Genomic DNA, 24836 nt, shown 5'->3' with positions numbered 1-24836 from the left:
AATCTTTGTATATGGAATTACTAGAGCATTTTGACTCTAAATATGAGGAAAGCGCATATAGGGTCATAAAATCCGAATTGGAATGGCAAGAAATTGAATGGTACCAAGGTGAAGGTAAACTCGTTTCCTTGACAATTGTCAAAGCACCCAACGCTACTGGTAGTCAAATTCCATGGATGATACAAGCTGGGGTGGTGGCAGAAAAAAGAGAATACAAGTTTGTTGCAGCAGACAATTATAATCTGCCTTCAAAGCTGATCGTTTCGAGCGAAAATCATACAAATTTCCCACTGCTTTTTGACATAAATAAGACCTTTGAAGTTGAGGTTTTGTTAGTTCCTGAAAACAGATATTATGGACTGACAAATCCTATTCGACCATTATTGGGAGGTTGCAGTTCCATGAATCATAAATACCGAGGTCCAGGTACCCTTGGATGCACTTTTAGGCTGAAAAATGATTCTTCAAACTATGTTTTATCCAATTGGCATGTATTTGTGAATTCCAATGGAAGATTAGGAGACCCTATTATGCAACCATGTCGTCTTGATGGAGGTCGAACTAGTGAACATTCCATAGGGGAGCTAGTTTGGTATCGCTTGGATAGTCATTTTGATGCCGCAATTGCCAAAGTATATGATACCGTAAAAGTAGGGTCAGGTACCATGTGCCAACAAGTCCTAGGGGGCATTATTAGGCCTGAAAAGGATATGGAAGTTCAGAAGCACGGCAGATCTACAAAGTGCACTCATGGTCGAATAATGGATTTTCCTTCATCGGTTCAAGTGTTGCATAGCGAATATCCAGATGGAAAGCTCATTTTTAAGAACCAAATTCGGTGCCGTATGAACGCCGAAAATGGGGATTCAGGATCAATTGTCTCAACAACTGATGGAAATCTAGTTGGATTGTTGTTCGCTGGAGATATTACCAATTATGAATATTGTTTGGCGAACCCTCTTGATTTTACAAAAGAAATTGACGGGGGATTTCACGGTTATAAAGACGACAAAATGAAAATACCACAAATAGAAACATTTAATTAGAGAACAATTATGGCACACGAACGACTTAGATTTCCTTTGGTCTTAAATAGACAACTTATTAGTGAAAGTAAAGTGGAATATGTATTTGAACCCATCTACTCAGATATACAATACGGTACCCATTTTGGAATATATGGCGATTTTATAGGGGAAATTGATGACAATGGTAAAACCGGATTTCTAGTTGAAAAAATGAACTTTCGATTGCAAAACTACACGGGTGATATTACAATGGGCATTAAGAAGGTTGTTGATTACAAGGATAAAAAATTACCCTCCAATTTTATGTTGGAAGGATTTTCAACAGGTCGGTTAATAAAAATCTATATGATTCTTCAAGGATTTAACAAGGAATTCAAAGGTTCACTCCCTGAAGAACCGATTGAAGGAGAACCTATACCACCAGCATTGAACTTAAAACTTTACCAAGGTGATGTGATAGAGGTTGTGGTCTTCTACGAGCATGTGGACAACAAATATTCCAAAATTCTTGAAAAAGATAGCGAGATTAGAAATAACGAATGTTTGTTTGCTGATCCCTTATATCTTTATAGGGATGGTGAAGAGGTTGGATTATTAAAGGATTCACAGACAAGAATTGAATTGATAAATGCACTTAAGGAAGAAGATGGCTTAAACAAGGCCAAAAGGATGGCCAAAGAAAAAAACATAACCCAAATGTTGAACGAATCATATGTGGAAGGAGATGAGGAAGATTTGATATTTGCGGCCATTGGAGCAGGCCGACCATGTAAGATGAAACTTTCTGATGTCTATATTTTACCAAAATAAAATACAAGTTTCCTTCCATTTGTTATGGGCCTTTTGTGTTTCTTTTTTGGTTTCTGGCCAAGAAAAAGAGGCGATAAATTATTTGAGAAAATATCAATTGGAGGAGGTTGAGAATTTACTCCTTACAACCAAAAAATCAGACGGCAATGCACTTCTTTGGCAGATAAAAATGCTTAAAATATTTGATTTTTATGGAGATGGGATACAGAGTCCAAATCAGCATGCCGAGGCTTCAAATGTAATGGACGGGATATACCAAAGTTTTTATGGGTCCATAAATATGGGGGACTACCTATTTTATAAGTTCAATGATAAAAATCTTCAAGCATTGGAAGAATATCGGAATGCTCTGGTGTTGGCTAAAACCCAAAATGATTCCATTCTCATTTGCGAAGCCTTAAAAAAAATTCTTACAGTCCATAGAACACACTATCTCTATGACAACATCACATTTGAACAATATCTTGAAGATTATAAGAACTATGCGTATGATGACTATGAGAGGGCATTTTACCATTATTTCAATCTAATTCTGCACTTTAAGAATTATAAGGTTGATCAATGGAATTCTGAATCCTACGAGTGGCTTTCCAAATACTTTGAGAATAATAACTTGCCATACCTTAAAGGTATTACCTATACTGTATTTGCTAGCTATTATGAGGAGCTCGGAGAGTTTGAAAGAGTTTGGTATTTTATACGTGAGGCGGAAAATGAGTTTTCCAAAATAGAATTTGCTTACGCAAAAAGTAGATATAATCAATTGTTGGTATTTGCAGCTAGAATTGCTGCCAAGGAAAACAAACGCGAAATCCTTGATTCTTACTTGTCCAAGTTTGATAATACACGCTCTAACAAGACTGATCTGCAGCTAAGCTCTCTTTTTTATTTCTATGATTCTGTAAAGGATACCTTATATGGTAATTTTAAGATGGCCTATCGCAAGTACAGACAATACGAACTAATTCAAGACAGTTTAAGAAAATATAGGTATGATGATTTACTCAACGATTTAGAAACAAAATATCGAACCGCCGAAAAGGAAAAAAAGATTTTGGAAGAACAACAAAAGGTCCGAGCCAATCGGAACTGGCTAATTGCAGCTGGAATAACCCTTATTTTGGGCCTTGGTATTGCCATCCTCCTCCAAAAAAACACCACTAAACAACGCTTGTTGGCGGAGCAGGAATCACAGCTCAAGCAGCAACGTGTGGAAAACCTTTTGAAGGAACAGGAATTGGTAAGTATAGATGCCATGATCGAGGGCCAAGAAAAAGAAAGACAAAAAGTGGCCAATGAACTCCATGACGATCTAGGCAGTCTTATGGCGACGATCAAGCTCCATTTTGATAATACCAAGGTGAGCAAAAAAGATCCTGCCATGCAAAATGCCCAAAAATTGTTGGAAGAAGCCTATCAAAAGATTCGGGGAATGGCCCATAGCAAAAATTCCGGGGTAATGAGCGACCAGGGATTGTTGCCAGCTATCAAAAAAATGGCCAGGACCATCTCCGAAACCAATGCACTAAACGTAACTGTAGAGGATTTTGGTCTGGGGGAACGTCTGGAAAACTCCTTGGAACTGACCATATTCAGAATGGTGCAGGAGCTTGTGGCGAATGCCATTAAACATGCGGATGCAACAAAAGTTGGCATCCATCTAACCCAGCATGAGGACCAGCTCAACATCATAGTGGAAGATAATGGGATGGGTTTTGATAGCACCAAAGTCAGCAAGGTCCATAATGGAATGGGACTGACCACAATTGAAAAAAGAGTGGAACATTTGGAGGGGAACTTTACCATAGACAGTGTCCTGGGTAAAGGTACCTCCATTTTAATAGATATACCCGTATGATTACTGTTGCCCTAGCTGAAGATCACCAAGCCCTTATTGATGGCATACGATCGTATGTTCGCTATGAGGACGACCTCAAAGTCATAGGTCATGCCAATAATGGGGAAGAATTGCTAAAAATTGTCCGGTTAAAACAGCCCAAGGTGGTTCTCTGTGATATTCGAATGCCCAAATTGGATGGCATAGAAGCCACAAAAATTATCCTTAAGGAATTACCCTATACCAAGATTGTGGCCTTTACCATGTTTGATCAGGATGAAGCGGTAAGGCAGATGCTCGAGGCGGGCGCCCATGGATACATTCTTAAAAACAGTAGTCTTGATGTGGTTTTGGAGGCCATTAGGGCCGTTGCATCTGGGAAAACGTTTTATGATAGGAAACTTCATCTACCCCATACGGAAAAAAATAGTTCCAAAAGTGTATTGTCTTCCCGGGAGCGCGAAATTTTACAACTGATTGCCAAAGGCCGCACTTCGCATCAAATTTCAGAAGAACTTTTTATTGGTAAAAGTACCGTGGATACCCATCGCAAAAATATGATACGCAAGCTTGGATTGAGTGGGGCCGGGGAGCTGCTACGATATGCCGTAGAGAAAAAATACGAGTTCTAAAGGGCTTGTTTTTTAGTTAGTTAGGTTGAAAATCCCCATTTATGGGGATTTTTTTGTTTAGGCTTCAAAAATACATTTGAGGTAATAGGAATCTAACGAATGACATGATTCCAAACATTTTAGGTTTAGAAATCAAAAAAAGGCAATAACTAAGGTGATTTTTATGGAAAATCCCCAGTTTTTTTAGGGATTTTGTGCAATGATTTTACATCATATTTTTTTATCTTGATAACTGGTTGTTCCCCTGTAATTTGTTGATTTCTAATTGGGTAATCGATATGCTGCTCTCGATAGAGCAGACATAATATCCATTGTTTTTCCGTGAATAAAAACCTGCTTCTGTTTGGTTCCTGGAAGTTGATAAAATGATAGCTTTATGGATAAATTGACATTAATTGTTGTTCTCATTTTAGCCAGCGGTATTGTAGGTGGTGTTGGAAATTTTTTCCGATTTGAGAGCAATTTGGAGGCCAAAGGGTACCATCTGGTAAAAAGCATTTTTTTAGGTACCATTGCTGCCTTTACCATCCCCTTATTTCTTAACATGGTATCCAGTGATTTGTTGGAATTTCAGAATGCTCCAACAGACTATTTTGTGTTTGTGGGTTTTTGTCTCATTGCCGCTTTCTTCTCCAATAGGTTTATGAATTCAATAGGAGACAGAGTCATCCAGGATCTCGAAAAAATCAAACGAAAAACCGATGTGATCGAGGAAGAAACCAAAGACAATTCCGAAAAAGTGGAAGCCCTGGTGGAAGAACAGACCGATGGGGGAACTACAGCGGCCAAACCCCGGAAGTTGGAAGAAATTAAAAATGAGGTACCGGCAGAGGTGGCCAACAAAATTTTTGAGTCTTTCCAAAACGAAAAGTACAAATTCCGCACAGTGGAAGGCATTGCCAAGGACAGTGGTCTGGATAGCGGTGAGACCAAAGCCCTAATGGACAAATTGGAGCAAAAGAACATTATAAAACGCTACCGGGGACGTGGCGGTAAACGCATCTATTCATTAACCGATTGAAAAAGACTTGGTATGATCAGTTTTAATTTAGTATCCAAGATACCAGTGGAAGCCCCATACTTTAGGAAACTTAGAGTATTGGCTTTTGACCCTAGTCTGGCCATTAATTTGGAAACCGCCGAGATGAACCAACTTACCCTTGACATCCCTTGGGAAGATCTTGCCCTGGGACCTATAGGGGAGTATATAGAAGTTGTTGACTACGATCCGGCCAGCGGGGTTTTTTATGAGCCGGTCAATTTGGAAGATTCACACCTTATTGCCCGGGACGGCTTAACGCCTTCCGAATCCAACCCCCAATTTCATCAGCAAATGGTGTATGCGGTGGTCATGACCACCATAAAACAGTTTGAAAGAGCCCTGGGCAGGGTAGCATTTTGGTCTGATCGGGTGGAGAGACTCCCGGACGGTAGGTACATTGATCAGTTTGTACGAAGACTTCGGGTATACCCTCATGCACTTCGGGATAAAAATGCTTACTACAGTCCGGCCAAAAAGGCGTTGTTGTTTGGATATTTCCCCATAACCTCTAGAGACCCGTCCAATTCACCGGGAACCTTGGTATTTACTTGTCTTTCCCACGATATCATTGCCCACGAGGTGACTCACGCTCTCTTGGATGGCGTCCATCCCAGATTCAATGATGCCACCAATATTGATGTACATGCATTTCACGAAGCTTTCGCTGATATTGTGGCACTTTTCCAACACTTTTCATATCCCCAGGTCCTGGAAAACCAAATCAAAAAGACACGTGGTAATCTTCAGAGTGAAAACCTGCTTGGTCAACTGGCTCAAGAATTTGGAAGGGCCACAGGCAGGGGTGCCGCCTTACGGGATGCCTTGGGAGGAATCAACAAAGAAACGGGAGAATGGGAGCTGCGATCTCCGGATCCCTTTGCCCTGAATAATGTAATTGAGCCTCACGCCCGGGGTGCTATTTTGGTAGCTGCTGTTTTTAGGGCGTTTTTACTGATTTATTCTGAGAACAGTGCGGACTTGTTCCGAATTGCCACCCAAGGAACTGGAAATCTTCCTGAGGGTGACATCCACCCGGATTTGACCAATCGCTTGTCTCAAGAAGCGGCCGAAGCAGCGGACCGAGTACTTCAAATGTGTATTAGGGCCATTGACTATTGCCCTCCATTGGGCATTACGTTTGGGGATTTTTTACGAGGGGTCATCACCGCAGATTTGGATTTTTCACCACAAAATGAGAAATATAGAATCGTCTTTATCCAAAGTTTCAGGGAATGGGGAATCCTTCCAAAAAGAGTCACAAGTACGGGAATTGACGGTTTGAAATGGCCCAGTTCGGATGAAATGATGAGGAACACGCCCTCCACGCAGTATCAAGATACTGACGAGGCCTTTCAGCATAGGCAGGAGGAACAGGACCAAAAGAAAGTCTCCATGAAAGAGTACATGAGAGGGAATTTCCTTAGCAAGATAGATAATTGGAATTTGGAGAGTGACCGTTTCAAGGTCTGGAACATTCTAAGGCGGCTTCGAATACAAGTCCACAATTGGTTGAAACAGGGTGATGCCATAGGGAGGGATTATGGAGAATTGTTTGGGTTGGTCATTTATCAGGAGCCGAATATGCCCAAAACCATTTATTGCGATCAACACGGCGATCCCACCTTGGAAGTGCACTCGGTTAGGCCAACAGTCCGGCAAACCATAGCAGGTAGTTTTACCACGGACATAGTCGTTGAGGTGACCCAGAGGCGACGAGGTTATTTTGATCCCGCTATTCAAGAGGAAAAGGATAAAAACGGGGTGACACCTGCCGAAGATGGTGACTTCACTTATAGGGCAGGATGTACCATCATTATCAACCCGACCAGTCAAGAAATACGGAGAATTATCAGAACCCCGGATACGATCAGGTCCGATCAAGAATTGAATAGGTTACGAGACTTTATTATGGGAGATGATGGAGTGGTCGGTAATTCCTTCAACGCAGGATTTGTTGCGCAGAACGAATCCCATCGCGATGAACCTTTTTACATGTTACACAAACAAACCGAAGAATAGTTATGGCAACAATGAAAATACCGGAAAATGGAGTTCGGGTAAGGATGTACCGTATTGGTCATGGTGATTGTTTCTTAATTGGAATGCCAAGAAAGGACAGCGATGTGCCCTATTATATTTTGATCGATTGTGGATACAAACCTGGATCTCAGAACTTCCTTCCCAATAAGGACGTAAAAAAGGTCATTGACCATATCGCTGCAACCACCAATAGAACCCTTGATTTGGTCGTGGTCACCCACGAACACCAAGATCATGTGAATGCTTTTTGGAAAAAGAGAAGCCCCTTTTTTAAGAATATTGATATTAAGGAAGCCTGGTTTGCGTGGACAGAATCACCCACAGATCGGCTTGCCAAGAAAATCCGCAAAAAACATAAAGACCAATTGTTGGGTCTAGTGGAGGGAAGAAGGCTTTTGGGGCTCTCATTGGAAGCTGACAATCCGACCCTTAAAACTATTGACAATCTGTTGAGTATGGAGTTTGGCGGAGATAAGGAAGAAGCATTCAATCATAAAATCTTGAGTGCTGCGGCCAAAGACCCCTCCAAGTCCAGGAATAAGCAATCCATGAAACTGATCAAGGACAAAGCCCAAAAAAACAAGGGCATCCGCTACCTCAATCCCGGTGATTATGTTGAATTGAAAGAAACAGAGGGTATAGGTGCTTATGTATTGGGTCCGCCGCGCAGGGAAAAATTACTGTTGGATGAAGACCCTATTGGCGATGAGGCGTTCCCATCCCAAAATGGACATCACTTGTCGTTTAATGCAGCGGTTTTAGCTGGAGATAGTGCAGCCTGTCCTTTCCGAAGGGAGTATAGGGTGGAAAAAAACAGTGCTTTTGGACATGGGTTTTTTAAAAAATGGTATGGCTCAGATACAGATAAGCACGAAGATGAAGATAGCGACAACGTGGAGGTTCCCCCAAACGCCTCTTGGCGTAGAATAGATGATGAATGGTTGTATTCAACAGAGAATTTGGCCCTAAAAATCAATAGAGGGGTAAACAATACAAGTTTGGTACTGGGATTTGAATTACCGGAATCAAAAAAAGTGCTGTTGTTTGCTGCGGATGCACAAAGGGGAAATTGGATTTCTTGGGATGACAATGAATGGAAGCGAGGGGACAAAACCATCACCGCCAAAGACATTCTGGGACGTACCGTACTTTACAAGGTAGGTCACCATGCAAGTCATAATGCCACGCTTAAGGGTACTATAAATGACAATTACCCCAATTTGGGATGGATGGCCCAAGGCAAATACGCCCAAGAGTTTACGGCAATGATCACCGCAGTGAACGAATGGGCCATGACTAAAAACAGTCCACCTTGGAGACATCCCTTGCCCAGTATTAAGAGCGCGTTGCTAGAGAAGGCACAGGGGAGAGTTTTTCAAACGGATGAGGATGTGGTCAAAAAAACGGACAATGCCAATATTTCGGATCCGGAGTGGCAAAAGTTCTTGGACCGGATTGATATTAATGACCTTTACTTTGATTTGGATATCATAGACGAATAACAAAAAGATTAAAATGGAATCATCATGGCAGGATTGGCAAAAACCTATTCAAAAGAGATTATAAAGGAGTTGGACATGATACCGGTATATTTACCGGGCACTAAAATAGAACCCGGAGATATTATTACCTTTTCGCATACCAATGCGCTTGGAAGGCCCCAACCTATAGGAAGTTTTAGGAAGGAAACCAATTTGATCCACACGCTGGGACTGGATTTACCTGTGGCAACAGATGATGGGCTTGGAGCTGTTCGGTTTTCCAGTAGAAATGGAGTAAGCATGGAGTTCAAAGCTGCAGCCAATGCAGGTAATGTGGGAAAAGGAGAACTGAATGTATCCTTTACCAAAGAGGGCTCTACCTATTTGGCGGCCACGGGGCTAAGTGAATCCAGAATTGAGGATATGGACAAGCTCAGAACCAATTTGAACAAAATAAGAAACAAATATACCGGGGATTGGAATAAATCCTTTATTGTGGTCTCCGTCCGGACGGCAAAAAAAGCCTTGGTGATGCAATCCAATTCAAGTCAAGGCTCCTTGACCATATCCGGTGAAACCCAAACCTTGCAGGCAGGTGCGGCGGGAGACATAAAAGCAAATTTGAAATTCGCCGTGTCCAGTTTTAAGGACGCTGCATTCATCAAGGATTGGAACGATGATGTGGAACTTTTTGTAGGATTGGCCAGATATCGAAAACGATTTTTGGGAAGTTGGAAACTGGGCCATGGCTTTGCTGCAACAAGAAATGCGGATTGGGAGATGGCCACCGTCTATCCGGATGAGCTGGATTTTGGTACCTCCGATTCATAAAACCATATGAATTGTATGTTTTAACCTATGAATACGCTGACCAAAACTGATTTTATACATTACCTCCGTTGCCCAGAGTCACTTTGGTTAAGCAAAAACAAACCTGAAAAAGCAAAACAGGACGAATATTCCCTATTTCTTCGGAAAATAATAGCGGAAGGATATGAGGTTGAGTCCTATGCAGAACAACTTTTCCCAGAGGCCATTAAGTTGCCAGATAATGGCAGTTTTGAAGAAACAAGGGAAGCACTGGGAGAATCAAATTCACAATTCATCCAAGCCACTTTTGGAACAACAAAAGGAGCACTCGCCAGAGTGGATATTCTTGAGCGTTTACCAAATAACGCTTGGCATTTGTATGAAGTGAAGTCCTCCACTAGCGTTAGCACCAAAAAAAGTCACAACCATATTTTTGATACGGCTTTCCAGAAATATGTTTTGGAGCAAAATGGCCTTCAAGTGGGCAAGGTTTCGGTGATTCATTTGAACAAGGAATACCTGAGAGAGGGAGAAGTCCAAGCTTCGCAGCTATTGGAAATATCGGAAGTTACCAGCCAGGTCAATGCGGTTTATGAAACTATAATGGAGCAGATTCAAGAAGCTTTGGATTTTATAAACCTGCCTGAAATTGAAGAAGACAAATGTTCCTGTTTGCGAAAAACGAGAAGCAACCACTGCGATAATTTTGATTATTTCAATGCTTGGTTGCCAAAACATCCCGTACATGAAATTAAACGCATAACCGAAAGTAAACTCAATGGATTTTTGGACGCCAACCAGTATGGGATTTCAGAAATCCAAGAAGATGCCAGCCTTAACGAATCTCAAAGTGCTCAAGTAATCTCTTTGCGGCAAGGGAAACCCATGGTGGATTGGAATTCCATTAAAGATCAGTTGGATGCCCTTGTGTTCCCCCTGCATTTTATTGATTATGAAACCTTTGCGAGTGCCGTTCCCCAAATGGACGGACTACGCCCCCATGAACATATACCCTTTCAAGTTAGCATTCATAGTATGGATGAGAATGGGGATCTAAAGCATTTTGAGCATTTGGCAGATGACTTGGAAATGCCGGAGAAGATGCTGAAAGGTATGCAGGAATTCACTGGAACAGCAGGAACTTTTGTCTCTTGGCACGCCTCTTTTGAAAAGGGGAGGAACAACACTATGAAGCTTTGGCTGCCCCAGTTCAATGATTATTTGGACTATATCAACAACCATATGTTTGATTTGGAAACGGTTTTTGCCAAAGATTATATAGACTATCGGTTTAAAGGTTCATCCTCCATTAAGAAAGTGCTTCCCGTTTTGGTCCCGGACCTGGATTATGGCGACTTGGAAGTTCAGGATGGAACCATGGCCATGGATACCTGGGGCAAACTGGTTTCCGGAGCAACCCCATCATCGGATGTGCAGGAAATCCGAAAAAGCCTTTTGGCCTATTGTGAGTTGGATACCCTTGCTATGGTCGAAATCTATAAATTTCTGAAAAAGCAACTCGAAAAATAAACCCGTTATGCCCAAAAAACAGCTTGTTAACTGCCATACCCATGTGTTCACAGGAAACTTTGTCCCACCCTTCTTGGCCAAGACCATAGTACCTTGGCCTTTCTACTATCTAATTTATACCCCCATGGTGGTTGGCTTGGTCAAGCTGTTTTTTAAAATCAAACATGGAATTAGGTATTCAGATAAGATTCACCGGTTGTGGATAGTACGTTTTTGGAAATTTCTCAAAAAGGAATTTCTCAAGATAAAGTTCTTGGTTTTGGGCAATTATTGGGTTCGTATCCCTTTTCGGTTGGTGGTTTTTTGGATCAGTGCCATTGCCGTCATCTATTTGGTAGAATTTGTGGCCTTGATTCTCAAAGTAGATGAATTTGCGAACAAATATTTTCTGCTGATCAAAGATTGGCTGCAAGAGCACTTTTTATACTTTGACTTGGGGGATTTCTATAGAATTATTTGGATTGTGGCAGTGCTATTGATTATAAAATCGAGCAGAAGGCCCATACTTTTTGTGTTGAAAGGAGTTTTTCCTGCCATTAAAAAAGTGTTCAGCACTTCCTTTCTCGATCTTATGCAGCGGTACTACTTGTTGGGAAGGTTTGCCACAACCTATAAAACCCAAAAACGAATAGCGGAAAGGGCGGTGCACCAGCTACCCCAGAATGCTGGGTTGGTTATTCTTCCCATGGACATGGAATTTATGCATGCAGGTAAAACTTCGGCCTCAAAAAAGCAAAAGGAAATTGCTCAAAAATACCAAGACCAACCCATTGGGAAAGACCTGAACGATAGTTATAAATATCAAATGTTGGAATTATGGAATTTAGTCAAGAAGGATGCTGGTGAAGACACTAAGCAATATTACCCTTTTCTGTTCGTGGATCCCAGAAGAATCAAAAAAGAAGGAAAGAAGTTCTTTGATTGGGAATGGGTGAGCCAGACAGGGACCAATGGGCAAAAAAAATGGCGAATGAAGTTGAAGAAAGGGTGCTTTGTGCATACATATATGGAAGATTGTCGTTTTAGCGGATTCAAAATCTATCCGGCCTTGGGGTATCATTGTTTTGATGAATACCTGCTGCCTATTTGGCGGTACGCAGCGGAAAATCAAATTCCCATTATGGCCCATTGCATTATGGGAACCATATACTACAGAGGAACGATCAAAGCGGATTGGCACTATCATCCCGTTTTTTTGGATTATGATGCGGAAAGCCCAAAAGTATTGCCCGAAACCAAAAATGTGGACTTTCAATGGAATTTTACCCATCCGCTTAATTATTTATGTCTTTTGGAACCCGACTTGTTCCAACGCACATTGGCGTCCGTTAAAGAAAATGAATTCAGCCGGGCTCTCGATGCATTCGTAATTAACCCAGAATCAGGGAATCCAACGTTTGATTATGCAGCCCTCAAAGACTTAAAAGTTTGTTTGGCCCACTATGGGGGAGAGGAAGAATGGATCAGATATATGGAACAGGATCGCGAAAAGTATAGCCAAAGACTGATGCGGGACCCTTTCAAAGGCATTAACTTTATGCAAAACGATGACAAGGTCTTTTCGTGGTACAAAATCAATGAGGTTTGGGATGACGCGGATTGGTATTCCATCATCAGTAGTTTAATGATCAGTTACCCCAACGTCTATGCTGATTTAAGCTATATTTTGAGCAAGGAATCAGTGCATCCATTGATCAAATATACCTTGGAAAAGAGTGAAGAGCCCTCGCAGGATTGTGAAAGATATCTTCTGGAAAGGGACATTCATGAAAGAGCTACTCCGTTAACTGGCAAAAATAAATTGCGTAGCAGAGTACTTTTTGGAACCGACTTTTATGTAGTGCGCAACCACAAATCCGATAAAAACCTGCTGGTAGATATAAAGACCCTTTTAGGGGATGAAGACTTTGATCTGATAGCTAGGGAAAACCCCGGAACCTACTTGGACCGATCTTTTAGTTGATATAATGTGCTTGAAATTCAGTGAAGCATTTCAGACTTAGACTTTCGCCATCGGAATTGAACTCAATATTTTGGTTTTGGTCTACCTCAGTTCGCAATACGTTGGTGCTATGACTTTCAAGCTCTTGGATGACTTTGGTTGAAGGATGCTTATATCTCCAAATATGACTGCTTACAATGGCATATTCCATTTTAGCTGCCAGTTCCGGTGCAATAAAATCTCCTTTAGTATTTAAAAAGCCATTTTTTGCCCCATGATGTGGCACTTTAAGTATATGGATCTTTTCAAGTTGCTTGATTTTGGATTTAATTCTTTTATCATTCCAAACCTTATGTTCCGCATCCCCACCAAAGAGAAACTTGAAGCGACCGTAGTGTATTAAGATCATTAAGGAATTATTGTTTTCCTCACTACTTTTTTCGCCATCAAAAGGCCAGATTACCTCGCATTTTACTTTTTCACTGGAATTTTCAAATAGCACTGGTTCGTCACCGGCTACCAATGGTTCTTCATTTGCAATTTTCTGATACCAGGTGTTGGTTCTAAAGCCTTTTTTTAAGGATTGAATAAGGGGAGCCTGCCCACCCCATTTATTATATTTAAAGTGGAAAAGCTGTTTAGTCCCGAAATTTCGGATCATATCCTTGATTCCATTTGTATGATCTGCATGGGAGTGGGAAACTAGAATAAAATCAAATATAAAGGGATGCTTGCTTTCTAGGATTTTTTTGCGTTTTAGAGCCTTTAGTTCATGGTCTTTCAATTCAAAATATCGCTTTAAAAATGTCTGCGTTGGTTTAAATCTCCCGATGTCATTGCAATCAATTAGACCAAAGTGAAATTCTCCAGCATCATCGATGTATTCCAAAAAAATGGAATCTCCATTTCCAACTGATAGAAATATGATTTTTAAATTGCCCATTTGTTTTGAATTAAATAGTCTTTATAAGACTTGGTTTCTTCTTCCATATAATGCAGGCATAAAGGTTCATAGTTATCCCATCCGTATACCTCTTCCGAATAAAGTAGATTGGAAAGTTGAAAACGTTTTGGCTCCAATCTATATATGCTACCCCTAATAGTATCCTCTTTGGGAGTCACATCGAAATTGAGCTTGTTGTATGGACATGTAACATATTGGGTATCAATCATCAAATAGATGTAGTCCATTGCTTCATTAAATTGATCAATAATTTGGAAAAGATTTTCAAATTTTACGGCACTTGTAAAGTGGTAATTCTTGTCCGTGTCCTTTAGACCCAATATGATCAATTGGTCATAGCTGAAGACCAACTTGAGTTTTTTTAAAGGAGAACTGGAAGGCATATCCTCACAGTCACAGAGCAAATCAAAATCAAGCTCCTTAATTTTCAAGGTCCAATAGATGAACCTAACATATGGAGGTTTCTCATGAAGATTATCGGTGTCTAAAAAAAGAGGTATTTCCATAATGATCTCATTTAACAACAAACATCCCCATCTATGGCATCATGACTTTCCGCATCTGGATTGGACAGACGGTTTTCAGTGATTGCCTCAAAAGCCACCAAATCATCCATGCCACCGGCCAAGACCATCTCTTTAAAAGTGTTCCAGGGAAAATCCACTCCTGGATCAGATCTTCGGGAGGGATCCAATTTGGCGTGTGATACCACATCCTCAATGTTTGGATATTTGGACCAGCAATATTTTACAATATCCGCTGCCATCTTCACTTGCCATTCCGAAAAAGGGTCATTGATCTGGGAGTTCACCAATTCAATGCCCAAGGACCAATGATTGGTTTTGTTGTTTCCTTGGTTTACATCAGGGTGCTTAACGGAATTTCGAACATGCCAAGCCGCAAGGGTTTCGGGAACAGTGGCCCAAATGATCTGTCCATGTTCAGGTTCATCCTCATCCGGGATCAACCAATGGAAACTCCCCTTTCTATCCCGCATTACCGAAACCGCACCTGCAGAGCTATGTCCCGCGGTGGCATGGATCACTATCCCTTTAATGCCTAAAATAGGGTTGAAAACACGTCGGGTTGTACAACGTTCCCAGTATTTTTTGACCCCGGGATACCAGACCTCGGGTATTTTAATGGTTTTGTCAAATTCTCTTTTAGGTAGTTTAAAATGGTAATCTTGAGGGTTCATATTGTTGGTTTTGAGTTGGCATTTCAAACTAGATGATTGGACCGTTGACCTTGTCCAGCCCACAATCTTCGATAAACTTATTGTTGAAAACCTCCATCACCTGAGGTGCAAGAAGCTCATTTCTAGCATCTATCCAGGATTGTACTTGTGCAGGGCCATACATATTCTTGACCCGATTCTCGTTCAGATTAAAATTGATTTTTCCCCAATGCAGGGTGTAGGGTAGGTTTTCCTGCTCAAATTTGTTCCACACTGCCTCATAAAACTGTCTGGCCTTGTTGCCATCCACACCGTCCATTTCCAAAACGCAGGTATTGGGAAACTTGGTAAAGCCCAAAGTGGCTTGGGTACCTTTTACATAACGCAAGGACAATCCCCCTGGAAAAGGTTTTTGTTTGTTCACATCCACAATGAGTTCCACTGCCTTTGGGGAATCTTCTATGGCGATTCCAACAGCGGCACTTGCCACTTTGCCCCGGAATTTGGTATAGTTAAAAATCTCCTTTACCGTACCTTGGATTGGGGGTTGGGCTTCAAAAGCCAATCCAAACATGGCATTGACCATAGCGGGAATCAAAAGACCGGAACCGGGCAATCTGTCCAATACAGTGGAGATTATGCCCAAAAGATCATCCCCATAAGTGAAATTGTTGTCACGTAATAGAGGAGGGTGCGGTACCACCGGTTTTTTGAACATGTATTTGATAAAAGCCCCTTTTGCTGGATTGTTGGCTTCAAACTTGTGGAGGTTAAAGAGCACCTCAAAATGATATAGATCGCCGTTTTGTCCAGTTCCAGCCAAATTAAGGTCGGAAAAATCCAACTGTGTCATGGCCTTCTTCAGTTTAGCATCGTACGGAACCTGTGCCACCCGGTGTTCGGTAAGCAAGAATTGGGGTTCCGTTTCGATCATGACCCCATGGATAAATCCAAAACTCCCAAAAGATACCAAGGCAGCGTCAAAAAGTTCATCATCACGTACCAAAGTCGCATCCAGCCAATCCACAAATTTCGTGGACGCTACGGGAAACGAGGCTCGTTCCAGCCAAACATGGGAGTTGGGTCCAGTGACCAAATGCAGTCCTACCACAAAATCTGGGATGGCACCAACCGTAAAGGCAGCTCCGTGGGTACCCGTGGAAAGGGCCCCGGCCACCGTTTGACCATTGCTGGCCCCCGAGGCCTTAATGGATCTTGGAGGAAGTTTCCGGTCCAAACGGGTGTTGATCTCATTGATAATGGTTCCACATTGGATAAAATAAAGGTCATCCGGTTGGTTGGGGTAATTGGCATCCACATGTGTATTGGTCAAGGGAAAGGAAAAATTAAGGGAAGCGGTATCAATTAGCCCTCCTTCGGTAACCCCCACTTTGGTAAAGGACCACCCACTTCCCATGGCCCGCAGTCGTATATTATTGTCCAGGGCATGTTGTATGAGCCATTGGAAGTTTTGGGTGGTTTTTCGGTAGCGCTCTTTATGGGATTGCCCCGGTGGATTCCTCACTTTAAAGGAGGCATTCTGCACCAAATTATGGGTAAAGTTTTCGTGTTTGTTGGTCCATTGTTGGATGGGCAATCTTGTAATTCCTTCTGGTAGCATGGCAAGTGTTTTTATTGATCCAGATCACCTTCTCCACCTTGTGGTCTGGCACATCCGTAAATGGCGGTTCTATGGTTCACGATTCCAAGGGTAACAAGACTCAGTAAAAAATCTGGAAATGAGGTTTTTACCACGGTCCAAGACATGGCTCTTTCAGCGCAAGCACATTCGGTATCTGCAATATCTGGATTGGCGCTTACCGTTTTGGTGCTCCCTGGGGCTACGCCCCACCAATAGCTCCAACTGGACTTTCGTTGGCACTCTAAATTCTCAACACTATCTTGATAAGGACTTGCCTCAATGCGCGTGCTGACACAGGACGATAACAGTAGGGCAAAAGAGATGAAAAGCATGCATGCTAAAGGGGTATCTTTTTTCATTTTCGGATGGATTGGTTGAACGGCCTTACATTTTATAAGATACCTATAAAATGCCTGAAATACAGATAGATATGTATAAATTGTAGGTTTTAGTGTATAATTCTACACGAATATTCTTTAGCCCTAAAAACAACCGGATTTTATTTTGGAAGATGCTCCTTAACCATATCCAAAAACTCCCCTTCCGGAAACGGGATTATTTGGGCAGCCAACTCCAGAACGGACAAGATGTTTATATCCGGTTCTACTATGCCGCTGTGATTTCCCGAATTTTCGTTGTCCAAGGCCAAAATGCAAACATTAAGGAGCGACTCCAACTTAAAAAGCAGGTCGCGATAGTTTTTAAACTTTAGATGGGTGGCACTAGAACCATTTTTCTGGGGAGTTAGCGAACCAAAATAGGCTTCAATGGGGAGGTCAAGATGGTCTAGGTTAAGTTTTTTCTTGTTTTTCATGGTAGTGATTTGGGAGTGAATTCAAATGAAAAGAAAAAATTGGAGAAAACCGCGGACTATCGTCCGCGTAAAGCTAGTTTTTACGATTAATTTGAAAATTTTGATGCTGATTGTAAGCTACCGCAAGATTGCATCTTGTGGTAAAACAAATAGCTTCTTGTGTTTTACCAGAGTAGCTTTTGTTATTTTCTTGCAATTGTATAGACCACTAGACATAGTCTAGCGGTAGCAGGTGGAGTTAGCGAACCAAAATAGGCTTCAATGGGTAGGTCGAGTTTGTCCAGATTGATTTTTTTCTTGTCTTTCATGGAAAATGATTTGGGAATTATTTTTCCAAAGGAAATACAATTAACTGAGATTATTGTCACACAAAAAGTTGACAAATGCTTGATAATCAATAAATACTAAGAAATTGAGAAGGTAAATCCTTCGTTGTATACTTTACTTGAAGTTGCAAATGCTTTAGAAGTAAGGCTAACCGAGATGATGAATTTTTGAATTGCCTACATCTTCAATTGCGCTGCTATTCGCTATAATTTATCCGTTCTCGTATCCCGCCACTGGCTCTATGGATAATAACGTCTGCCTTATATTTTTTGGCCAGACTTTTGGCTTTTCTGATGGCAGTACTCTGTTTACGGTGTTTGCTTGTTATGCGTTTGTTGCCCTCACGACGCACGGCCCAACCCTCTTCATAAGGCACCACATGTTGGTGCCATGTACGACCTCGCTTATTTTCCTTCTTACTGTTTATAAAAACCTCAATAAGGTCAATTAGAATTCGTAACCAAGATTTTCCTTTGGACATGGGAGTAATTGATAATCTCTAAGATAATGGTAATCAACGAAATTGTGAGGCCCTCCTTCGCTTTGAGCGCAGCGAAAAGCTTCGGAGCACACTATATTAAACGTTTATTCCTGAACGCAATCCCCGAACCGGATTTGAGGTACCGCTCAAAATCATATGCCTTTAGTTTGTTGGAAAAAGTGGAAACATGGATTAATTCTATTGGTAACTTGTCTTTTGTAAAAGATACCTCGCCCTTTGCATGGGCCTTCAAACGCTGCTTTAAGTTAGCTGAGAATCCAGTATAAAACTGACCATTAGAGCATTTTAGAATGTAAACGGAATAAGGGAGTGTCATAAGATTTGGATATAAATTGGACGGTGTCCACCGTAGCTCACCGCTTGGGAACGCCAGAATTTGAAGACCAGAAAGATATGCATTTAAAGAAAAAAGCTCCCCTTCGCATAAAGCTTCGGGGAGCGTAGGTGGAGCCGGGGAGAATCGAACTCCCGTCCAAACAAGCAAAGTCAATGCTTTCTACATGCTTAGTCCATGTTCAGTTTTCGTGGCATGGCTGACCAAAGACCGCCTACCATACCCTTAGCTTCTTAAGTTTTACACTAGTGCCGAAGCCGCAACAGTGCTATGTTGACTTTTATGGTGCCCCTAAAAAGGTCGCCATCAACAAGGGCTACCAAGGGACATTTAGCTTTCGCGCCTGGCGCGACTAGGCTAAGACTTACTATAATTCAGTCGATTAAGCAGCTAAAGCGTAGTTGTTATCGCCATTTAAAAAGTTGAAATAAGAGATTTACGAGCATTAATTTCATAGCTCGGCATGCTTACATTGCCAGTGGTCTCGCTGTCAAAACCAGTCGGCCCCGTAATGAGTTAGGTAAGCTTTGCTTACCGTAAACGAATTACGTCCCGAACTTGCTTCGGGACCATTTCATTCAAATCTCATTTTTTTATCAAAGAACAAATTCCGTACGTTTGCCATGCCTTTAAAACAGGGCAAGGCCTGCAAAGGTACCCCAAAAAGCATTCCAAAAAAAGTTTTGAAATCCTGCTTTCAATATTTTATGTTTGTAACAATTATGAAACAAAAAGTTATATAATTAATGAAGTTCGGCCTAATCCAAGAGCGAAAGAACCCACCGGATCGCAGGGTGGTGTTGTCCCCAACCGAATGTAAAAAAGTAATGTCCAACTTCCCACAGGCAGAAATCCAAGTGGAAACTTCTCCTATCAGGGTTTTTTCAGATCAGGAATATGCCGATGTCAATATCCCGGTAGTTCAGGATATAAGTAAATGTGATGTACTACTAGGTGTAAAGGAAGTTCCGATTGAGGCCTTAATACCCAATAAAAAATATTTTTTCTTTTCGCATACTATCAAAAAACAGCCTTACAACCGAAAACTGTTGCAGGCTGTCTTGGATAAAAACATTGAGCTGTATGATCATGAGGTGATTACCAACCCTAAAGGGCAACGTTTGGTGGCTTTTGGCCGCTATGCGGGTATTGTTGGTGCCTACAATGGTGTTAGGGCCTATGGACTCAAATACAATGGCTTCCATTTACCCAAGGCGGAAACCCTGAAAGATCAGCAGGCATTAATCGATAAGCTGAACAAAATAAAACTGCCCAATATCAAAATCTTGCTTACCGGCAAGGGCAGGGTAGGCAATGGATCCCGTGAAATGTTGGAGGCAATGGGTCTGAAGAAGGTCAATGTGGCCGAATACCTAAAAGAGGAATTTGATGAACCCGTGTATTGCCAAATTGACGCATCGGAATACAACAAAAGAAAAGACGGTGTTCGTGGCAACAAGGCCGACTTTTTTGAGAATCCGGAGGAATACAAGTCCAACTTTTTCCGTTTTGCGGAGGTAACGGACTTTTATATAGCCGGTCACTTTTATGGCGACGGTGCGCCCTATCTCTATACCAGGGAAGATGCCAAACACCCTATTTTTAAGATTAAGGTAGTGGCGGATATCAGCTGTGATATTGATGGACCTGTGGCTACCACCATTCGCCCATCTGAAGTAGCGGACCCCATCTACGGATATGATCCACAAACAGAATCCGAGGTAGATTTTAAAAACCCATCTGCCATTGCCGTTATGGCCGTGGATAATCTACCCTGCGAACTTCCACGGGATGCCAGTACCGGGTTTGGGGAAGCCTTTTCCAAATATGTGATTCCGGCCTTTTTCAATGGCGATGAGGACGGCATTTTGGAACGCTCCCGAATGACCCAAAATGGGAAGCTTACCAAACGGTACTCGTATTTGCAAGATTACGTGGATGGTCTGGAATAATCACTGCTTGGTCGAACAGTATTAGCACTCTGGTGCCTAGTTGAAACTTTTTACTATCTTGTTCGTTCCTTTAAGATTAAGTAGTGAGATTCAACTGGCTAATATCTGGAACCCCTGATCCAGCAACAAAGAAGGTCTGTATTGACTTGGAATACAGGCTTAGACCGAGAATCACCAAGTTTCTTCTGTCCCAGTTTGATGGAGATTACCTGTTGGATTTTTCCAAATTCCATTTTGATGTGGACCTAAAAAACGAGTGGGTTTGGATTTCAGAGGACACCCCTTATGACATCATACAAAAAATCAAAGCAGATTTTGACCGTGATATCAATGGCTCCGCTTTGTTCTCAGTTGCTTAGTTTTCCACCTTTAGTTCCCATTCAATAGTGGGATGTTGTTTGGGGGCAATATAGGCTCCAACAGCTTCCAAAGAAAGTGTGATTTGCTCTTTTTGCTCCAATGTTTTTATTTGTAAAGTCACGGAACCTTGGGCCGGAAGCGTAAACAAGGGAGGATAGGAATAGAAATTATATGGCATCTTGTTTTGCAGCAAGAGATCACTGCTCGAGTTATTCTTCAATTCCACTTTAACAATGGAAGTGTTGTTGATATAACTGGCCTTGCCAATTTCAATACATGACTTTATAAGGGGTTTCAAGTTTTCTTCCTTGCCTACCAGCAATTCATTGAATACGGCTACCGTGCGTCCTGCAAATAAAGCCTCCTTCAGGGATGCAGGTGTTTTCTCCTTGGCAAAAACCAGGGTAATGGGGCGGGCATGTCCTTTTTCCTTAAAGCGCCAATCCACCAATCCATGGATATCACTTGTTCCCATAATCGTCAAATTGTTCTCCAAGGCCATGGCCAAGGATTCCTCGGCATAATCCCTATCATTAATAACTTCAATACCGTGAAGTTCCCCATTTTTGATTCGGTTTTTCTGGAAATCGCTCAGTTTGGGATTTCCTGTCGGATTTTGGGGATGCCAAGCGGGATGGTTCCAAAACACAAAGGCCCCTTGTTTTTTGGCCGCGGCAAAAGCATCTTCGGCCTTGTCCACAAGCAGTTTGTTCGCATCCAAAATGAATATGGCATTGCTGTGGCCCATAGGTGCATTCCTGGTAATTTCAGAGCCCGCAATCACCATTAGGTCATGGTTTTTGGCCTCTTGCAATGCTATCTCATAGGCCCTGTTTCTATCTGGATGTGGAATGTCTGCGGAATGCGGCTGATATTCCAAATGTTCGGTCAACGAAACCGCATCCAAATTATCACGGAGGGCCTCCAGTATCCGAATGGTGGGCCAAACATTTCCATCGGAAAAAACGGTATGCTGGTGAAAATCGGTTTTTAAGGTAACGAACCCTGGAACATCAGGATATGTCAATGCTCCTGAGCTTTTATGGGAATGTTCTTGGGCAAATAGGGCAGCAGATGCCAGAAGGGTGAAAAATAGTGCTTGGACTTTCATAAGGTTGGTTTTTACCAAAGGTATAAAACCATGGAATCCCATGATTTGAAAAAAGGGGTTTTCTTGGTTAAAAAATGGTTATCCGAGTGAAAAACATACCGTCCTGAAAATTTCAGGACGGTTTTGCAAAAGCCATGAGGACTATTGAGCCCCGGACCAATCAATTTTTCTAGAGGTGAACATGATGGTTCCCAAAATAACGAAGAGGCCAATACTACCAACCAACAAGGCGTAGTCCTCCAGTTGGATGATCACAAAAATGAACGTATACAAGCTGAACATAGAACCTAAAACCAACAAGGTAAATTTGGAATTTTTGAGAATGGAACGAGAGTAAGTGGTAATCAATGCAACCACAGCAGCTCCTGATATTAAATAGGCAAACAGATAATTTTGGTGTTCTGAAATGGAAATCAGCAGGGTGTAGAACATGACCAAGGCCAAACCGATCATAAGGTATTGAAACGGATGGATGGCAATTTTACTGCTGATTTGTATCAATAAAAACACGAGCAGCGTCAACCCTATGATCATAAGTCCGTATTTGCTGGTACGTTCCGTTTTTTGATAATCGTCTACAGGAACCATGAATTCCGTCCCAAAAGAAAAGTCGGTAAGGTTAGGTAGACTATCAAAAAAATACTGTCCAAACCTTCGGTTGGTCTCCAATACCTTCCACTGAGCCTCAAATCCGGACGGGTTAATTTTTTTGCCTTCAGTTTCCGGTAAAAAGTTACCGTTAAAGCTGGGTGAATGCCAGTTGGATTTCATGAAGACCTGGGTTTCTTTCCCAATAGGGATAAATTGCAGGGAACTACTTCCGTTAATATCAATAGTTGACGAAAATGAAAGGGGTTCATTTTGAATGGACTGAATTTTGTTCAGAAACCCGGATTCCAGTGTGTTCATGTAGGTATTGTCAAACTTGGGTTTCAGAGCGTATTCTTCCTTCCCAATTTTCACTTTCACTGTGTTCCTGATACCTTTTAAGTTGCTGGTTTTGAACAATACGGTGACTTTGTCCCAAAGAATGTTCTCATCGGCAATTTCCTTTACGGAAAAGTTAAGCTTTGCGAATTTACCTTTGATTTGGGTCTTGGCGTTATAGACCACAGATTCGTAAATACCTCGTTCCAGGGGCTGTGTTTTTACGTTGGAATTGATTTCTAGGTCCCAGGGAAAAAAGTAGGCAACGTGCCTTTCCGGTTTTTGGGAGGTCAAAAAAGTTTTTGTCTTTTCGTCGAACACTTTTTCCTCAACATAGACGTGGTAGGGGACTTTTAGGATGGGACCATTGAGAACCACCTGGTTTCCCCATTTGGTGTTTATTTCCTCAATAACCTCCGTTTGTCTAAAGCCTCTTTCCCTGATCAGGTCTTTAACAAATCCCAGAGGAATCAAAAGAATTAGGATGAGGAAACCCACCATCAACATTTTGGCCGAAATGGAGTTTCTAAACCAATTTCCAATTTTCTGTTTTTGCGATGTCATTTTTATATGTTTTAAAAGTACTTTGAATTACAAAGTATATGGTTAAAAAAATTATGTTTGTTTTCTAATAAGCTGTTCCAGGGCCCCTATATGTTTTTTGAATGCCATTTTACCCAAGGATGTAGCGGAATATCGGGTGTTTGGTTTCTTCCCGATAAAGGACTTTTCAATTTTTATGTACTCCGCCTTTTCCAAGGTTTTGGTATGGCTGGCCAGATTGCCATCTGTGACCTCCAATAGTTCTTTTAACCTATTGAAATCCACTTCCTCGTTGACCATCAGGATGGACATAATACCCAAGCGTATACGATGGTCAAAGAGTTTGTTTATGTTATCAATTAGCCCCATGCTATGCCTTTTCTTCCTTGAAATAGATTAAGCTGCCATATATGATATGGAGCAACCCAAAACCTATGACCCAAAACCAAAATCCGTAGCCGGGAAGGGCAGCGCAGATCAATCCAAGAATGATTTGAAGATAGCCTAAATATCTAACGTTGCCAATGGTGTATTTGGCTGCATTCACAAGGGCAAGACCATAAAAGATAAGCATTAGGGATGCCGTTAATCCGTAATGTTGACTGTTTAATTTGATCAAGATATAGATGCCACCAGTGGCTAAGGGAACCAAAAAATTGATAAGAAGTCTCTTGGTGGTTTCATCCCATACCTTTTCATTGTTTTTTTTAGCCTTTTTGGATGTTAACAGGTAAGCGGTGACCGAACTCAGTACGGCCACTGCAATCAATATTCCAGTAATCATTTTAAAATTCCAGCTGTGCAATGCAACGTAATCGCCCTTGGGCAAAAAGAACATATAGGCTATAAATGCACCAGTTATGGCATAGAGACCCGCAAGTATTCCTGATAAGCCGCTAAGGGAAATAAAGCGGGAAGAACGGTTCATCAGATCTTTGATCTGGGAAATGTCTTCCAAGTATTTTTTTGATTCCATTTTAAAGTACTTTGAAATTCAAAGTTAAATTATTTTTTGAATTCACCTACAATTT

25 protein-coding genes and 1 other RNA gene are annotated in these 24836 nt (G+C 41.6%); 12 read left to right on the top strand and 14 right to left on the bottom strand.

The window, feature by feature from the left end; all coding sequences use genetic code 11:
- Positions 1–11: 11 nt before the first annotated feature.
- The 10 genes from ACO6S0_RS13130 to ACO6S0_RS13085 all read left to right on the top strand — a co-directional run bounded on the left by ACO6S0_RS13130 (position 12) and on the right by ACO6S0_RS13085 (position 13173).
- Positions 12–1046 carry a hypothetical protein gene (locus tag ACO6S0_RS13130; RefSeq protein ID WP_422348816.1) on the top strand — a complete coding sequence of 345 codons (1035 nt, stop codon included), beginning with the start codon at positions 12–14 and terminating at the stop codon, positions 1044–1046.
- A 9-nt stretch (positions 1047–1055) separates the two neighbouring features.
- Positions 1056–1838: a hypothetical protein gene (locus ACO6S0_RS13125; RefSeq protein WP_422348815.1), complete on the top strand. Its 783-nt coding sequence runs from the start codon at positions 1056–1058 to the stop codon at positions 1836–1838.
- Positions 1839–2007: 169 nt separating this feature from the next.
- Entirely contained in the window at positions 2008–3696 is a 1689-nt protein-coding gene (locus tag ACO6S0_RS13120) for a sensor histidine kinase (protein ID WP_422348814.1), read from the top strand.
- Positions 3693–4307 carry a response regulator gene (locus tag ACO6S0_RS13115; RefSeq protein ID WP_422348813.1) on the top strand — a complete coding sequence of 205 codons (615 nt, stop codon included), beginning with the start codon at positions 3693–3695 and terminating at the stop codon, positions 4305–4307. Before ACO6S0_RS13120 ends, ACO6S0_RS13115 begins: the two co-directional genes overlap by 4 nt.
- Before the next feature lie 376 nt (positions 4308–4683).
- The gene (locus ACO6S0_RS13110; RefSeq protein ID WP_422348812.1) at positions 4684–5328 is read left to right on the top strand and encodes a YEATS-associated helix-containing protein; all 645 of its coding nucleotides are present in this window, start codon (positions 4684–4686) and stop codon (positions 5326–5328) included.
- Positions 5329–5340: 12 nt separating this feature from the next.
- Entirely contained in the window at positions 5341–7368 is a 2028-nt protein-coding gene (locus ACO6S0_RS13105; RefSeq protein ID WP_422348811.1) for a hypothetical protein, read from the top strand.
- Positions 7369–7370: 2 nt separating this feature from the next.
- Positions 7371–8891, top strand: a complete 1521-nt coding sequence (locus ACO6S0_RS13100; RefSeq protein WP_422348810.1) for a hypothetical protein — start codon at positions 7371–7373, stop codon at positions 8889–8891.
- A 24-nt stretch (positions 8892–8915) separates the two neighbouring features.
- The gene (locus tag ACO6S0_RS13095) at positions 8916–9701 is read left to right on the top strand and encodes a hypothetical protein (RefSeq protein ID WP_422348809.1); all 786 of its coding nucleotides are present in this window, start codon (positions 8916–8918) and stop codon (positions 9699–9701) included.
- A 27-nt stretch (positions 9702–9728) separates the two neighbouring features.
- Positions 9729–11210, top strand: coding sequence for a DUF2779 domain-containing protein (locus ACO6S0_RS13090; protein WP_422348808.1), 1482 nt, complete (start codon positions 9729–9731; stop codon positions 11208–11210).
- A 7-nt stretch (positions 11211–11217) separates the two neighbouring features.
- Positions 11218–13173 (top strand): hypothetical protein, encoded by a 1956-nt coding sequence (locus ACO6S0_RS13085; protein WP_422348807.1) that lies wholly within the window; start codon positions 11218–11220, stop codon positions 13171–13173.
- Here the strand turns inward: ACO6S0_RS13085 and ACO6S0_RS13080 are convergent.
- The 10 genes from ACO6S0_RS13080 to ssrA all read right to left on the bottom strand — a co-directional run bounded on the left by ACO6S0_RS13080 (position 13166) and on the right by ssrA (position 19420).
- On the bottom strand, positions 13166–14095 hold the full coding sequence (locus ACO6S0_RS13080; protein WP_422348806.1) for a ComEC/Rec2 family competence protein: 930 nt from the start codon (positions 14093–14095) through the stop codon (positions 13166–13168). The genes ACO6S0_RS13085 and ACO6S0_RS13080 overlap by 8 nt on opposite strands.
- A complete protein-coding gene (locus ACO6S0_RS13075; protein WP_422348805.1) occupies positions 14083–14622 on the bottom strand; it encodes a hypothetical protein in 540 nt (179 codons plus the stop codon). Before ACO6S0_RS13075 ends, ACO6S0_RS13080 begins: the two co-directional genes overlap by 13 nt.
- 11 nt (positions 14623–14633) lie before the next feature.
- Positions 14634–15314 (bottom strand): N-acetylmuramoyl-L-alanine amidase, encoded by a 681-nt coding sequence (locus ACO6S0_RS13070; RefSeq protein WP_422348804.1) that lies wholly within the window; start codon positions 15312–15314, stop codon positions 14634–14636.
- Between the two features lie 28 nt (positions 15315–15342).
- Entirely contained in the window at positions 15343–16914 is a 1572-nt protein-coding gene (locus tag ACO6S0_RS13065) for an FAD-binding protein (RefSeq protein ID WP_422348803.1), read from the bottom strand.
- An 11-nt stretch (positions 16915–16925) separates the two neighbouring features.
- On the bottom strand, positions 16926–17294 hold the full coding sequence (locus ACO6S0_RS13060; protein WP_422348802.1) for a hypothetical protein: 369 nt from the start codon (positions 17292–17294) through the stop codon (positions 16926–16928).
- 140 nt (positions 17295–17434) lie between these two features.
- Positions 17435–17749, bottom strand: coding sequence for a hypothetical protein (locus ACO6S0_RS13055; protein WP_422348801.1), 315 nt, complete (start codon positions 17747–17749; stop codon positions 17435–17437).
- Positions 17750–17931: 182 nt separating this feature from the next.
- A complete protein-coding gene (locus ACO6S0_RS13050; RefSeq protein ID WP_422348800.1) occupies positions 17932–18057 on the bottom strand; it encodes a hypothetical protein in 126 nt (41 codons plus the stop codon).
- A 215-nt stretch (positions 18058–18272) separates the two neighbouring features.
- Positions 18273–18557, bottom strand: coding sequence for a DUF2188 domain-containing protein (locus ACO6S0_RS13045; RefSeq protein WP_422348799.1), 285 nt, complete (start codon positions 18555–18557; stop codon positions 18273–18275).
- A gap of 91 nt (positions 18558–18648) precedes the next feature.
- Positions 18649–18894, bottom strand: a complete 246-nt coding sequence (locus ACO6S0_RS13040; RefSeq protein ID WP_422348798.1) for a GIY-YIG nuclease family protein — start codon at positions 18892–18894, stop codon at positions 18649–18651.
- 126 nt (positions 18895–19020) lie between these two features.
- Positions 19021–19420: a transfer-messenger RNA gene (ssrA, locus tag ACO6S0_RS13035) on the bottom strand.
- A gap of 238 nt (positions 19421–19658) precedes the next feature.
- Here ssrA and ACO6S0_RS13030 point away from each other — a divergent pair.
- Both ACO6S0_RS13030 and ACO6S0_RS13025 read left to right on the top strand, forming a co-directional pair.
- Complete coding sequence (locus tag ACO6S0_RS13030) at positions 19659–20864, top strand: NAD(P)-dependent oxidoreductase (protein WP_422348797.1); 1206 nt, start codon at positions 19659–19661, stop codon at positions 20862–20864.
- 83 nt (positions 20865–20947) lie between these two features.
- On the top strand, positions 20948–21223 hold the full coding sequence (locus tag ACO6S0_RS13025; protein WP_422348796.1) for a hypothetical protein: 276 nt from the start codon (positions 20948–20950) through the stop codon (positions 21221–21223).
- Here ACO6S0_RS13025 and ACO6S0_RS13020 read toward each other — a convergent pair.
- The 4 genes from ACO6S0_RS13020 to ACO6S0_RS13005 all read right to left on the bottom strand — a co-directional run bounded on the left by ACO6S0_RS13020 (position 21220) and on the right by ACO6S0_RS13005 (position 24781).
- Complete coding sequence (locus ACO6S0_RS13020) at positions 21220–22335, bottom strand: Sb-PDE family phosphodiesterase (protein ID WP_422348795.1); 1116 nt, start codon at positions 22333–22335, stop codon at positions 21220–21222. The genes ACO6S0_RS13025 and ACO6S0_RS13020 overlap by 4 nt on opposite strands.
- Before the next feature lie 141 nt (positions 22336–22476).
- Positions 22477–23826: a cell envelope integrity protein CreD gene (gene creD / locus ACO6S0_RS13015; protein ID WP_422348794.1), complete on the bottom strand. Its 1350-nt coding sequence runs from the start codon at positions 23824–23826 to the stop codon at positions 22477–22479.
- Positions 23827–23877: 51 nt separating this feature from the next.
- Positions 23878–24174 (bottom strand): winged helix-turn-helix domain-containing protein, encoded by a 297-nt coding sequence (locus ACO6S0_RS13010; protein WP_420400599.1) that lies wholly within the window; start codon positions 24172–24174, stop codon positions 23878–23880.
- A 1-nt stretch (position 24175) separates the two neighbouring features.
- On the bottom strand, positions 24176–24781 hold the full coding sequence (locus ACO6S0_RS13005) for a hypothetical protein (protein ID WP_422348793.1): 606 nt from the start codon (positions 24779–24781) through the stop codon (positions 24176–24178).
- Positions 24782–24836 lie beyond the last annotated feature (55 nt).

Source organism: Flagellimonas sp., assembly GCF_965233845.1.
Taxonomy (GTDB): domain Bacteria; phylum Bacteroidota; class Bacteroidia; order Flavobacteriales; family Flavobacteriaceae; genus Flagellimonas.
The sequence above is the reverse complement of the archived record's forward strand: the minus strand, read 5'-3'. Positions and strand labels throughout refer to the sequence as shown.

Bases quoted from the DNA above. Each gene is read 5' to 3' on its own strand.
- ACO6S0_RS13030 (WP_422348797.1), top strand. From the start codon at position 19,659: ATGAAGTTCGGCCTAATCCAAGAGCGAAAGAACCCACCGGATCGCAGG.
- ACO6S0_RS13085 (WP_422348807.1), top strand. From the start codon at position 11,218: ATGCCCAAAAAACAGCTTGTTAACTGCCATACCCATGTGTTCACAGGA.
- ACO6S0_RS13070 (WP_422348804.1), bottom strand. From the start codon at position 15,314: ATGAACCCTCAAGATTACCATTTTAAACTACCTAAAAGAGAATTTGAC.
- ACO6S0_RS13095 (WP_422348809.1), top strand. From the start codon at position 8,916: ATGGCAGGATTGGCAAAAACCTATTCAAAAGAGATTATAAAGGAGTTG.
- ACO6S0_RS13075 (WP_422348805.1), bottom strand. From the start codon at position 14,622: ATGGAAATACCTCTTTTTTTAGACACCGATAATCTTCATGAGAAACCT.
- ACO6S0_RS13050 (WP_422348800.1), bottom strand. From the start codon at position 18,057: ATGAAAGACAAGAAAAAAATCAATCTGGACAAACTCGACCTACCCATT.
- ACO6S0_RS13045 (WP_422348799.1), bottom strand. From the start codon at position 18,557: ATGTCCAAAGGAAAATCTTGGTTACGAATTCTAATTGACCTTATTGAG.
- ACO6S0_RS13115 (WP_422348813.1), top strand. From the start codon at position 3,693: ATGATTACTGTTGCCCTAGCTGAAGATCACCAAGCCCTTATTGATGGC.
- ACO6S0_RS13040 (WP_422348798.1), bottom strand. From the start codon at position 18,894: ATGACACTCCCTTATTCCGTTTACATTCTAAAATGCTCTAATGGTCAG.
- ACO6S0_RS13110 (WP_422348812.1), top strand. From the start codon at position 4,684: ATGGATAAATTGACATTAATTGTTGTTCTCATTTTAGCCAGCGGTATT.
- ACO6S0_RS13125 (WP_422348815.1), top strand. From the start codon at position 1,056: ATGGCACACGAACGACTTAGATTTCCTTTGGTCTTAAATAGACAACTT.
- ACO6S0_RS13065 (WP_422348803.1), bottom strand. From the start codon at position 16,914: ATGCTACCAGAAGGAATTACAAGATTGCCCATCCAACAATGGACCAAC.
- ACO6S0_RS13130 (WP_422348816.1), top strand. From the start codon at position 12: ATGGAATTACTAGAGCATTTTGACTCTAAATATGAGGAAAGCGCATAT.
- ACO6S0_RS13010 (WP_420400599.1), bottom strand. From the start codon at position 24,174: ATGGGGCTAATTGATAACATAAACAAACTCTTTGACCATCGTATACGC.
- ACO6S0_RS13060 (WP_422348802.1), bottom strand. From the start codon at position 17,294: ATGAAAAAAGATACCCCTTTAGCATGCATGCTTTTCATCTCTTTTGCC.
- ACO6S0_RS13055 (WP_422348801.1), bottom strand. From the start codon at position 17,749: ATGAAAAACAAGAAAAAACTTAACCTAGACCATCTTGACCTCCCCATT.
- ACO6S0_RS13100 (WP_422348810.1), top strand. From the start codon at position 7,371: ATGGCAACAATGAAAATACCGGAAAATGGAGTTCGGGTAAGGATGTAC.
- ACO6S0_RS13020 (WP_422348795.1), bottom strand. From the start codon at position 22,335: ATGAAAGTCCAAGCACTATTTTTCACCCTTCTGGCATCTGCTGCCCTA.
- ACO6S0_RS13090 (WP_422348808.1), top strand. From the start codon at position 9,729: ATGAATACGCTGACCAAAACTGATTTTATACATTACCTCCGTTGCCCA.
- ACO6S0_RS13105 (WP_422348811.1), top strand. From the start codon at position 5,341: ATGATCAGTTTTAATTTAGTATCCAAGATACCAGTGGAAGCCCCATAC.
- ACO6S0_RS13005 (WP_422348793.1), bottom strand. From the start codon at position 24,781: ATGGAATCAAAAAAATACTTGGAAGACATTTCCCAGATCAAAGATCTG.
- ACO6S0_RS13120 (WP_422348814.1), top strand. From the start codon at position 2,008: ATGCTTAAAATATTTGATTTTTATGGAGATGGGATACAGAGTCCAAAT.
- ACO6S0_RS13080 (WP_422348806.1), bottom strand. From the start codon at position 14,095: ATGGGCAATTTAAAAATCATATTTCTATCAGTTGGAAATGGAGATTCC.
- creD (WP_422348794.1), bottom strand. From the start codon at position 23,826: ATGACATCGCAAAAACAGAAAATTGGAAATTGGTTTAGAAACTCCATT.